Here is an 11,856-nt window from a genome sequence, read left to right as displayed (position 1 = left end):
CTGACTACGCCGACCGGGCACCGCCACACCACCGTTCCGCCCGCCCGCGGCCCCATCACCCAACCACCCACCCCACCCGCACCTGACGATCCACCACCCTTCTAACCCACCGGTCGTTGATCCTGCGGCGTCCGCCGCGCCGCCGATCAGCCGGCCAGTTACCGCCGGCCCCTCACTGCGGGCCACCTCAGCGGCCGTCGAACAAACACCCTTCTCACCGCCTGCCGCCTGCTGCCCGCCACCTGCAACGACCGACGACCGACGACCGACCAGCGGTCCGACAACCCGCCAGCGGCGGCCACGACTACGGCCCTGTTAGCCCGGACAGCCGCCACGTGATCTCCTCCACGATGAGCTGGTGTGCAGACGGACCAGATGCGGAGCACCGCCACCCCGCCGGGAACACCGTTAACGAGACAGTCCTGACCGGCGGCTTCGCCGGTCAGCAGCACCTCGGACCGTCAGCAGCACCTCGGACCGTCAGGAGCACGTTGGGCAGCCGATCGACCTCGGGCCGCCGGTCGACTTCCGGCCGCTTGTCGGGCCGCCGGTCGACTTCGGGCCACGGGTGGTGGTTGGGCCGCCGCTAGGTGGTCATTGGCGCCCGGGGCGGCTTCCCGTTTCCGAGCCCGTTCCTGGGCCGCCCGTTCGAGGTCGGGCCGCGGGTGGTGGTTGGGCCGCGGCTAGGTGGTCATTGGCGCCCGGGGCGGCTTCCCGTTTCCGGGCCCGTTCCTGGGCCGCCCGTTCGAGGTGATGGGGCTTGGTTGCGGGCGGCGGTGAGGTGAGGTTGTTGGGGTGAGGTGGCTGGGTTGTTGCTGGGGTGAGGCGGCTGGGTTGGCGGCTGGCCGGGGCGAGCTACGTGGCTGGCTGCGCCGGGCGAGCTGGGTGGCTGCGTGGCTGGCTGGCTGGCTGGGTGGGGTGGGTTGGGTGGTGGGTCGTGGATTGTCGGTGGGGCGTGGGATGCTGACGGGGTTATGGCTGGTCGACGGAGTTCTGCGCCGAAGCTGGGGGACGTGTTGCTCGTCACCGGCTCGGAGACGTTTTTGGCGGATCGGGCGGTGCGGTCGGCGATTGCGGCTGTGTCGAAGGGGAACGCGGAGATCGAGGTGACGGATCTCGGGGCGGCGGAGCTTGATGTCGGGGTGTTCGCCGAGTTGACCGGGCCGTCGTTGTTCGCGGCGGAGCGGGTGCTGGTGCTGCGGATGCTGGAGAATCTGCCGGCCGAGATGGTGTCGCAGTTGCTGGACTACGCGGGCTCGCCGGCGGAGGACATGCTGGTGGTGCTCGTGCATTCGGGCGGTCAGAAGGGCAAGGCGGTCCTCGACAAGTTGCGCAAGGCATCCGTGACCGAGGTGGTCGCGACGGCGCCGAAGACGTGGGAGCTGCCTCAGTTCGTGGCGAGGGAGATCCGGTTGCTCGGCGGGAGTGTCGACGAGCGTGGCGCGGCGGCTCTGGTTGATGCCGTTGGCCACGATCTTCGGGCGCTTGCGGGTGCGTGCTCGCAATTGGTGTCGGACGCTGGCGGTCAGCCGGTCGGGCCGGAGTTGATCAGTCAGTACTTCGGCGGGCGGGCTGAGGTGACGAGTTTCGCGGTCGCGGATGCGGCGATCGCCGGGCGGACCGAGCCTGCGCTCGAGCAGTTGCGGTGGGCGCTGGATTGCGGGGTTGCGCCGGTTCTTGTCACTAGTGCGATGGCTGGGGGATTACGGGGGCTCGCGAAGTACTCGAGTGCGCCCAGCGGGTTGCGGGAAGCGGATCTGGCGCGCGAGGTCGGCGTACCGCCGTGGAAGTTGAAGACGCTTCGGCAACAGGCTCGTGGGTGGACTGCCGGTGGTCTGGCCAGCGCGATCAAAGCGGTGGCGCAGGCCGACGCTGATGTCAAAGGGGCCTCGGGTGACGCCGGCTATGCGCTGGAGCGCATGGTCATCACCGTCAGCCGCGCCCACGGTCGCCGCTGAGCGCAGAGCGCTGAAGCGCAGTGCGCGGCGGGCTGGTTTGGGCATGCAAAAACGATCGGCCCGGTCCAGTGGATGGAGGGCCGATCGTTGGGGTCTGGCTAGAGGGAAGCGGCCTTCTTGAAGATGGACGACTTCCGGTTGGCGGCCTGGTTGGCGTGGATGACGCCCTTGCTGGCGGCCTTGTCGAGCAGGCGGCCGGCCACGCGGGCGGTCTCCTGGGCCTTCGTGGAGTCGCCGGCCTCGGCGGCCTCGCGGAAGCGGCGAACAGCCGTCTTGAGGGTCGACTTCACAGCCTTGTTGCGAAGTCGCGCAGCCTCGTTCTGGCGGTTGCGCTTGATCTGGGACTTGATGTTCGCCACGGAGCAGAGCCTCGATCAGGAGTTTGCGGTCAGTACAGGATGGTGGTGCGTGCACGGGTGAGTACCAACGCACACGCGCGAACAGACAGATTAGCAAGAATCTGCAGTCGGCTCCAAACCGGGCTGCAGCCGGGTCAGCGGTTGGCTTCAGCGGTGGATTTGAGGGCCCACGTGACACGGGGGAACTGAGCGTGACATCGGGGGCGGTCAACGGCATACTCGGGCCCTCGTGACGCTGTCCACCGCCCCTGGAGGAACTCCGTGCCAGCCACCGCCCGCAGGCGCTGGAAGCTGCTCACCGTCGCCGGTTTGAGCGCGTCCGCCCTCGTCGTCACGCTCGTCAACCACGCGACCGCGTCCACCCCGACGGCGGCGACTGAATCCGAGCCGCAGGTCAAGGAGTCCGCCACCGGGGCGTACATCGTCCAGCTCGACGACGCCCCCGTCGCGGAGTACAGCGGTGACATCGTCGGCCTGCCCGCCACCACGGTCGCGCCCGGCGGCAAGTTGCTCCGTACTGCGAGCCAGGTGGTCTCGTACGTCGGGCACTTGGCGCGCGAGCGGTCCGAAGTACTGGCCCAGGTCCCCGATGCGCAGAAGCTGTACGACTACAGCTACACATATGCCGGATTCTCCGCGCGGATGTCGCACGACGAGGCGGTGAAGCTGGCCAAGTCGTCGGGTGTGAAGAGTGTGGAGCCGAGCGAGATCCAGAAGCAGGACACGGTCGACACCCCCCGGTACCTCGGGCTGTCCGGCCGGGGCGGCGCCTGGCAGCTGGCCGGTGGTGTCGACAAGGCCGGTGACGGCGTCATCATCGGCGTGATCGACTCCGGTTTCGTCCCCGAGCGGGCCAGTTTCGCGCCGATGAAGACGACCCCGCAGTCGGACGCGCTGATCGCGAAGAAGTGGAAGGGCACCTGCCAGGCCGGCACCGAGGCGCCCGTCACCTGCAACAACAAGGTGATCGGCGCCCGGTACTTCGACGCCGGGATCGGCAACCGCCCGATCCCCGAGGAGTTCAGGTCGCCGCGGGACTACGGCGGCCACGGCACCCATACGGCCAGTACGGCGGGCGGCAACAACGGCGTCGACATGTCGGTCGTCGGCCGTGACTACGGCAAGGGCTCGGGGATCGCCCCGCACGCCCGGCTCGCGATCTACAAGGTGCTCTGGGCGGTCGACGCCACCGGCGGCGGCAGCGGGACCGAGGCGGACATCGTCGCGGGCATCGACGCGGCGGTCGCGGACGGCGTGGACGTGATCAACTACTCGATCTCGGGGTCCGGTTCGACCTTCGTCAACGCGACTGGCCTGGCCTTCCTCCGGGCCGCGCGGGCGGGCGTCTTCGTCTCGACCAGCGCGGGTAACACCGGCCCGGGCGTCAGCACGGTCGGCAAGAACTACCCCTGGGTGACGACCGTTGCCAACGGCACCCATGACCGCGAGGTCCAGACCAGCGTCACCCTCGGCAACGGCAAGTCGTACACCGGCGCGGGGATCGGCGCCGGCGTGCCCTCTACGCCGGTCGTGCTGGCCAAGGACGCCGGCCTGCCGAACGCGAACCCGGCCAACCTGGTCCTTTGCATGCCGGGCACCCTCGACCCGGCCAAGGTGACCGGCAAGATCGTGGTCTGCGACCGTGGCGGCAACGCCCGGGTGGACAAGAGCCTGCAGGTGAAGAACACCGGCGGCGTCGGCATGATCCTGGTCAACGTCGTCGCGGGCACGCTCGACTCCGACCTGCACTCGGTTCCGACGGCCCACCTGGACCACGTGGCCGGCCCGGAGATCAAGACGTATGTCGGCGGTACCGCGAACCCGACCGCCCAGATCGGCGCGGCCCAGACCGTCCGGGTGAACGCCCCGAAGGTCGCCAGCTCCTCCAGTCGTGGTCCGTCCCTGGCCGGGAACGGCGATCTGCTGAAGCCGGACGTCATGGCGCCGGGCACGAACGTGCTCGCCGCGACCTCCGCGTTCAGCGCGGCCGGCGGGGAGTACGCGTTCATGAGCGGTACGTCGATGGCCGCGCCGCATGTCGCCGGGGCAGCCGCCGTGTTGAAGGGCCGGTACCCGAACTGGTCCCCGATGGCGATCAAGTCGGCCCTGCTCACCAGCGCCAACGATCGCGACACCAACGGCGACCCGATCAAGAACGACTCCGGTTCCGCGGGCAACCCGTTCGGGTACGGCGCCGGCCAGATCCAGCCGAAGCGGGCGATGGACCCGGGCCTGGTCTACGACTCGTCGTACGACGACTGGGCGCGCTTCGTCTGCGGATCCGGACAGGTGGCCGAGACGCACGAGCTGTGTGCGAAGGGCAAGATCGACCCGAGCAACCTGAATTACCCGACCGTCTCGATCGGCGACCTGGCCGGCAAGCAGACGGTCCAGCGGACCGTGCGCAACGTGGGCCAGCTGCCCGAGGTCTACTTCCCGAAGGTCGAGGGGATGACCGGCGTCAAGGTCACGGTCAGCCCGAAGATCCTGGTCGTGCTGCCGGGCGCGACGGCGAAGTACCAGGTGACGTTCGAGCACAACGGTGCGCCTCTGGAGCAGTACTCGTTCGGCAAGCTCAACTGGCGTTCCGCCGAGCACACGGTGAGCAGCACGCTCGCGGTGCGGCCGCTGACGGTCAAGGCGCCGGTCCAGGTCAACGGCACTGGCACCAGCGGTTCGGTCGAGGTCCCGCTCACCGCGGGGTACTCGGGCACGCTGCAGACCTCGGCGATCGGCCTGACAGCGGCTGCCACCGAACAGGCCGCGCTCAAGAACCCCGGCGGCGTCAGCTTCCCGACCGGCAGCCCGGCGGCCAACGAGCACGTCGCCAAGTTCACGGTGAGCGTTCCGGAGGGCACGAAGTACGCGCGCTTCTCCACCTTCGACGCGGACTACCCGGCCGGCACCGACCTCGACGTCTTCGTCTACAAGGCCGGCACTACGACCCTGCTGGGTTCCAGCACGGGCGGCTCGGCCGAGGAGGAGGTGAACCTCCCTGCTCCCGCGGGTGGTTCGTACGACGTGTACGTCGACCTCTACGCCGGCGCAAGCGAGCAGACCGTCAAGCTGAACCACTGGGAGCTCGCCACGTCCGCGGGCAACCTGACCGTGGACCCTGCCACGCAGACGGTCCAGGTCGCAGGACAGGTCTCCGTCACCGCAACCTGGACCGGCCTAACCGCCGGCACCCGGTACCTAGGCCAACTGACCTACACCGACGGCGCCGACGGCTCCGGCTCGACTGTGGTCAGGGTGGACAGCTAGGGCTCGAGCAACTGGAGGTTGTACACCGGGGGAGAGGTGTACGCCGCATCGCAGCTGCCAGTGGTCACGTCACAGCGGTAGACGGTGTGACGAACACTGGCGGGCTCGAGCCGGCCGACCCCCGGTGTCACGCTCGTTTCGACCACGTCGCCTGAGCCCCGAGTCAGGACGAGTAGGTGTGTGTCGTCCTCGAAAACCGGCTGCGGCCAGCCAGGCATTTCACCGTCGACGCGGAGGTTGGTCACCTTCCCGGTCTCGACGTCGATGACCTTCTTGCGGGCGCTGTCGACGATTGTTTGGCCGTCGGGTGACAGCGCCGGGTAATTGTGCGGACCGCCGGTGCCGCAGTACTCGCGGTCGACGGCGAGCTTCCCGTCTGTCAGCCGACCGGTCTTCAAGCACCACGCCTCCCCGGTTCGGGTCGTCACGAGGATCCTGTCACTCGCCGCCGGGGCGGACAGGCCGTGGGCGTAGCCGGGCATCTTGACCTCGGTCACCGTGCCGGTGGTGGGATCCCAGAGCACCGGTGTCGTGGTCGGTGCGTAGTCCTCGTGCAGCCAGATGCCGTTCTTGTTCCAGCCCAGCAGGCCAACCATTGCGTACGGCACCGTCTGACTGGCGAGCTCCCGGCCGGTAGCCACGTCGAGGACGACCAACCGGCTCCCGCCCTTGCCGTTCGGCACGCTGGTCACGACCTGGGAGCCGTCCGGCGACGCCTGAACACCCAACGCGTTCGCCGGGCCGATCGACGTGATCTTGCCGTCCGGCCGCAGGATGCCGACGAAAGAGGTACCGCCTGGTCGGTCCATCCACGTCGTCGCCCACCCCCCGGACACCTGTTCGCTGACATTGAGCGACCCGTGGTCGCTCGGGATGGGCACCGTTTGCTCCCGGTCATGGAGGACTTGTTCCTTGTCGATCAGGACGTACGGGACGCCGAGAGCTGCGGGCTTGTCGGCCGGCTTCTGGTCCTGCCTGGTCAGGCCGGTGAGGAGCGGGACGGTGAGGATCAGGACGGCGCCGATGGCGGCGGCCGCGGCCAGGATGGGCCAGAGCCGGCGGGGGGATTGGCGACCGAGGTCGAGGTCCGGGGGCTGGCTGGTGTCGGGGATCGTGTCCGCCTGGGACTGGAGGTAGTCGCGTAGGCGGGTCTCTGTGTCGGTCATCGCAGTTCCTTCAGCTTCTGGGTGAGGATCGCGATGCCGCGCGAGGCCGTGGCCCGGGCGCTCGACTCGCTGATCCCGAGGGTCTGGGCGATCTCGGCGTGGGCGAGATCGAAGTAGTAGCGGAGGACGAGGACCTCACGGGTGCGGGTGGGCAGCGACTGCAGGGCACGCTGCACCTCCCGGCGGTCCTCGTGCAGCTCGGCGGCGCTCTCCGCCGAACCACTCGGGCGGTCGGCCGGTGGGGTGTACAGCCGGGCCACGCGGCGCCGGCGTAGTACGGATCGGCTTCGGTTGAGTACTGCGGCCCGGAGGTAGGGCAGCGCCTTGTCGGGGTCGTTGAGCGGCCAGCGCCGGTACAGCTCGGTGAAGGCCTCCTGTACTACGTCCTCCGCCGACTGCCGGTCGTCCACGATCAGGACGGCCAACCGGATCAGCCCAAGCCAGTGCCGCCGGTAGAGCCGCGCTACGGCGGCCGGTCCGTCGTCGGGGACCGGTATCGCGCCGATCTCCCCGTAGCTCACCATCGGATTCGTCACACCCTGTAGACGCGCGACCCGGCGGAACGCTGCATCAGGCGAGGCGTTCGCGGAGCCAGGACAGGAAAGTCTGGGCGTAGTCGCGCTGCCAGGTGCGGATTGTGGGCAGGCCGGGTGGGGCGGGTTGGGTACTGCCCCACCAGAGCCCGCCGGCCAAGGCCGCGATCAACCCGGTGATCCCGTCCTCGTCCGGGAGGTCGGGGAGCTTCAGTGAATCGCGCATGTCGGCCTGCAGGATCACCTGGTCTGCCCAGGGTGGGGCGAGGGCGGCGTGGGCCCAGTCGATAAAGACGACCCGGTTGTCCGTGAGCAGGATGTTGTCGGCGCGCAGATCCCAGTGGGCGAGGCTGTCGCCCTTCGCGAGCGCCTTCAGCCCGGTGCGGGCGAGGTCGGCGAACTCCTGCTCGCGTCCGGCGACCCAGTCCGGTACGGCGGTCCCGTCGGCGATCACGTTGTCCCACCGGCTCAGGAACGACTCACTCCGTACGGCGGCGACCGGTGCGTCGGGCCAGGGGGAAGGCTGGAGCTCTGAGGTCAACTCCGCGAGCGCATCGAGCACCCGGGCCGCGTCGTACGGCCTCCAGGGGTGCGGTGGTAGGTACCCGTCGATGTCCTCGAGCAGGAGTGCGACCCACTCGCCGTCGTCGTACACGTCGTACAACATTGGCGCTTGGGGCAACGGCGAGATCGCCCGCATGGCGTCGACCTCACGTCGGAAGAGTGACGGTGTGTCCGGGTTGAGTTCGGGGCCGACTGCTTTCACAAATGCACGCTGGCCGCCGGCAGTCACGAGTCGGGCGGCGACTCCGGGCGAGAAGCCGCCCAGCTGAGTCGCGGCCGACATCACGGTGCCGCCGAGCACGTGGCCGACCCACGCCCGCACGTCAGGCGGCATCTTCTCGTACGGCAACCGGACCCCTACAGCGTGTGCCATACCGCCCGAGCCTAGAGGCCTGCAACGTCTGCTCGCCCGGCATTTTCACCCGGCGGACGCTGGCCCCGAGCACGGATGCGGAATTGGCTGGTCGCCCGTGGGATGATTGATCGATTGGTTACCGCGTGACCCTAGACGAACTGGATCCCTTAAGTGCCCGTTGGACCCACGACCGCACCGCAGCCGGGGCGTACCGATCCGTCGCTGATCCGCAACTTCTGCATCATCGCCCACATCGATCATGGCAAGTCGACGCTGGCCGACCGGATGCTGCAGATCACCGGCGTGGTGGACGCCCGCTCGATGCGGGCGCAGTACCTGGACCGGATGGACATCGAGCGTGAGCGTGGCATCACGATCAAGTCGCAGGCCGTCCGGCTGCCGTTCACGCCGAAGCCGGACACCCCCGGCGGACTGCTCGCGCCCGACGGTACGACGTACATCCTGAACATGATCGACACGCCCGGCCACGTGGACTTCACCTACGAGGTGTCCCGGTCGCTGGAGGCGTGTGAAGGTGCTGTGCTCCTCGTCGACGCGGCGCAGGGGATCGAGGCGCAGACGCTGGCGAACCTCTACCTCGCACTGAGCGCGGACCTGCACATCATCCCGGTGCTGAACAAGATCGACCTGCCCAGCGCCCAGCCGGAGAAGTACGCCGCCGAGCTGGCCCACATCATCGGCTGCAGCCCGTCCGACGTACTGCGCGTCTCGGCGAAGACCGGCGACGGCGTCGAGGAGCTGCTGAGCGAGATCGTCGCCCAGGTCACCCCGCCGACGGGGGTGAAGGACGCTCCGCCGCGGGCACTGATCTTCGACTCGGTGTACGACACGTACCGCGGCGTGGTCACCTACGTCCGGGTGGTCGACGGCGAGCTGAACCACCGGGACAAGATCAAGATGATGTCGACCGGCGCGGTGCACGAGATGCTCGAGGTCGGCGTCATCTCCCCGGAGCCGATGAAGTCGCCGAGCATCGGCGTCGGCGAGGTCGGCTACCTGATCACCGGGGTGAAGGACGTCCGCCAGTCCCGGGTCGGTGACACCGTCACCTCGTCCGTGCGTGGCGCATCCGAGGCGCTCGGCGGTTACAAGCACCCGCAGCCGATGGTGTACTCCGGGCTGTTCCCGATCGACGGCGACGACTACCCGACGCTGCGGGACGCGCTGGAGCGACTGCAGCTGAACGACGCGGCCCTGCAGTACGAGCCGGAGAGCTCGGGCGCGCTCGGGTTCGGGTTCCGCTGTGGCTTCCTCGGTCTGCTGCACATGGAGATCGTCCGCGAGCGGCTCGAGCGCGAGTTCGACCTGGACCTGATCTCGACCGCGCCGAACGTGGTGTACCGGGTCGAGATGGAGGACGGCAAGGAGCACGTCGTCACCAACCCCAGCGAGTTCCCGGACGGCAAGATCGCGGACATCTACGAGCCGGTGGTGCGAGCGACGATCCTGAGCCCGAAGGACTTCATCGGCGTGATCATGGAGCTGTGCCAGACCAAGCGGGGCAACCTGCAGGGGATGGAGTACCTGTCCGAGGACCGGGTCGAGCTCCGCTACACGCTGCCGCTGGCCGAGATCGTCTTCGACTTCTTCGACCAGCTGAAGTCCAAGACCAAGGGGTACGCCTCGCTGGACTACGAGCCGACCGGCGAGCAGTCCGCGGCGCTGGTCAAGGTGGACATCCTGCTGCAGGGCGAGACGGTCGACGCGTTCTCGGCGATCGTGCACCGCGACAACGCCTACTCGTACGGCGTCGCGCTGGCCGGCAAGCTGAAGGAACTCATCCCCAGGCAGCAGTTCGAGGTGCCGATCCAGGCCGCGATCGGGTCCCGGATCATCGCCCGCGAGTCGATCCGGGCGATCCGCAAGGACGTGCTGGCGAAGTGCTACGGCGGTGACATCACCCGGAAGCGCAAACTGCTGGAGAAGCAGAAGGAAGGCAAGAAGCGGATGAAGATGGTGGGCCGGGTCGAGGTCCCGCAGGAAGCCTTCATCGCCGCGCTGAAGACGAGTGAACCCTCGGAAAAGGCCAAGAAGTAGGTGCCTTTCGAGATCCCCGCGGGGTTCCTTGCCGTCGGATCACGGGGTCCTGACTGGGCCGCGTGGCTCGACCAGTTGCCGCGGCGCATCCGCGATCTGCTGGACGAATGGGCGTTGCGGGTCGACGGCGGTACGGCGTATGGGGAGTGTGCGGTCGTCGTACCCGTGCGCACCGCCGACGGTGAGGCGGCCGTGCTCAAGGTGCAGTTCCCGCATTGGGAGGCGGAGACCGAGCACCTCGCGTTGCGGATGTGGGACGGAGCCGGCGCTGTTCGGTTGTTCCGGGCTGATCCGCGGCGGTTCGCGATCCTGATGGAGCGGCTGGAGTCGCGGGATCTGACCACCATCGGCGATCTGGACGCGTGCGAATTCGTCGGGTCGGCGTACGGGCGGTTGCACGTGCCGGCCGGGCCGCAGTTCCGGACGTTGTCGGGGGAGCTGAAGCGGTGGGTCGAGGGACTCCGCGAGCTGCCCGCATCGGCGCCGGTACCGCACCGGTACGTCGAACAGGCGATCTCGCTGGGGACGGACTTCGCCGAGGATCCCGCGACCGACGGGACGCTGATCCACACGGACCTGCACTACTTCAACGTGCTCGCGGCTGAGCGTGAACCGTGGTTGGTGATCGACCCGAAACCGTTGTCGGGCGATCCGCACTACGAGGTCGCCCCGCTGCTGTGGAACCGCTGGGACGAGGTCACCGCATCCGGCGATCTCCGGTTTCGCGTCCGGCAACGGTTCTACACAGTCGTCGACGCAGCCGAGCTGGACGAGGACCGAGCCCGCAACTGGGTGATCCTCCGGCAGATGCTCAACGTCCTCTGGACCCTGCAGAGCACGGGCACGGACGACTTGCTACCGCACGACTGGCTGACCCGCAACATCTCCATCGTGAAGGCGATCCAGGACTGAAATCCGGTGGCGACCGTGTGAACCTGCGGGGAGGATGCGGGTATGCGGCTGTTGACGGTGAACGTGGTGGAAGAGCTGATTCCGGGGCCCAAGGAAGACGCCCTGGGATGGACGGCGATCGACAAACGGCCGCAGACTGGGCGGGTTGCAGTTGGTGAGCTCGGGTTGGTCGGCGACAGAGTCTGCGACACCAAGCATCACGGCGGTCTGGATCAGGCGCTCTATGCGTATGCGCAGGAAGACGCGGACTGGTGGGCCACCGAGCTGGACCGGGAGATCCCTGCCGGGCTGTTCGGCGAAAACCTGCGGACCGAAGAGCTCGACATCACCAACGCCCTGATCGGTGAGGTGTGGCGGATCGGCGCCGAGGTCGAGGTGATGGTCCGGGTGCCGCGGATCCCGTGCATCACCTTCGCACACCGGATGCAGATCCCAGGCTGGGTCAAACGCTTCCACCAAGCCGGCCGGCCTGGCGCATACCTGAAGGTGCTCACAACCGGGACGATCGGCGCGGGCGACCCGATCAAGATCCTCGAGCGGCCGGACCACGAGGTGACGATCGGGGACGTCTTCGGCGACCAGAACCCCGTGAAGATGAAGGCGATGCTCGACTCGGGCGTCGACCTCACCGACGAGCTCAGAGGGATCGCCTTGCGCGTGATCGCTCGCGCTGGCTAGCTCTCATCA

Annotated in this window: 9 protein-coding genes; 5 read left to right on the top strand and 4 right to left on the bottom strand. The window is 68.3% G+C overall.

Annotation, left to right across the window (positions count from 1 at the left end; all coding sequences use genetic code 11):
- Positions 1–974: 974 nt before the first annotated feature.
- The gene (gene holA, locus EV643_RS28720; protein ID WP_133803279.1) at positions 975–1,958 is read left to right on the top strand and encodes a DNA polymerase III subunit delta; all 984 of its coding nucleotides are present in this window, start codon (positions 975–977) and stop codon (positions 1,956–1,958) included.
- Between the two features lie 98 nt (positions 1,959–2,056).
- On the opposite strand, the gene rpsT is transcribed toward holA, so the two are convergent.
- Positions 2,057–2,317 (bottom strand): 30S ribosomal protein S20, encoded by a 261-nt coding sequence (rpsT, locus tag EV643_RS28715; RefSeq protein ID WP_133803278.1) that lies wholly within the window; start codon positions 2,315–2,317, stop codon positions 2,057–2,059.
- Positions 2,318–2,578: 261 nt separating this feature from the next.
- Between rpsT and EV643_RS28710 the strand changes: the two genes are divergently transcribed.
- A complete protein-coding gene (locus tag EV643_RS28710; protein WP_133803277.1) occupies positions 2,579–5,581 on the top strand; it encodes a S8 family peptidase in 3,003 nt (1,000 codons plus the stop codon).
- Here EV643_RS28710 and EV643_RS28705 read toward each other — a convergent pair.
- From EV643_RS28705 to EV643_RS28695, 3 genes are read right to left on the bottom strand one after another with little or no spacing between them, the layout of a single operon-like run.
- Entirely contained in the window at positions 5,578–6,747 is a 1,170-nt protein-coding gene (locus EV643_RS28705; RefSeq protein WP_133803276.1) for a WD40 repeat domain-containing protein, read from the bottom strand. The two genes, EV643_RS28710 and EV643_RS28705, sit on opposite strands and share 4 nt — an antisense overlap.
- Positions 6,744–7,271: an RNA polymerase sigma factor gene (locus EV643_RS28700; protein ID WP_133803275.1), complete on the bottom strand. Its 528-nt coding sequence runs from the start codon at positions 7,269–7,271 to the stop codon at positions 6,744–6,746. Before EV643_RS28700 ends, EV643_RS28705 begins: the two co-directional genes overlap by 4 nt.
- A gap of 46 nt (positions 7,272–7,317) precedes the next feature.
- On the bottom strand, positions 7,318–8,217 hold the full coding sequence (locus tag EV643_RS28695) for a phosphotransferase family protein (RefSeq protein ID WP_133803274.1): 900 nt from the start codon (positions 8,215–8,217) through the stop codon (positions 7,318–7,320).
- A 153-nt stretch (positions 8,218–8,370) separates the two neighbouring features.
- Between EV643_RS28695 and lepA the strand changes: the two genes are divergently transcribed.
- Genes lepA through EV643_RS28680 form a run of 3 tightly spaced genes read left to right on the top strand, consistent with a single transcriptional unit; the run spans position 8,371 to position 11,847 of the window.
- Positions 8,371–10,257, top strand: coding sequence for a translation elongation factor 4 (gene lepA, locus EV643_RS28690; protein ID WP_133803273.1), 1,887 nt, complete (start codon positions 8,371–8,373; stop codon positions 10,255–10,257).
- Positions 10,258–11,169, top strand: coding sequence for an aminoglycoside phosphotransferase family protein (locus EV643_RS28685; protein ID WP_133803272.1), 912 nt, complete (start codon positions 10,258–10,260; stop codon positions 11,167–11,169).
- Between the two features lie 42 nt (positions 11,170–11,211).
- Positions 11,212–11,847, top strand: coding sequence for an MOSC domain-containing protein (locus tag EV643_RS28680; protein ID WP_133803271.1), 636 nt, complete (start codon positions 11,212–11,214; stop codon positions 11,845–11,847).
- Positions 11,848–11,856: the final 9 nt, after the last annotated feature.

The sequence above is a fragment of the Kribbella caucasensis genome, assembly GCF_004361855.1.
GTDB classification, from domain to species: Bacteria; Actinomycetota; Actinomycetes; order Propionibacteriales; family Kribbellaceae; genus Kribbella; species Kribbella caucasensis.
Note: the sequence above shows the minus strand (reverse complement) of the source record. Positions and strands in the feature narration are given on the sequence as shown.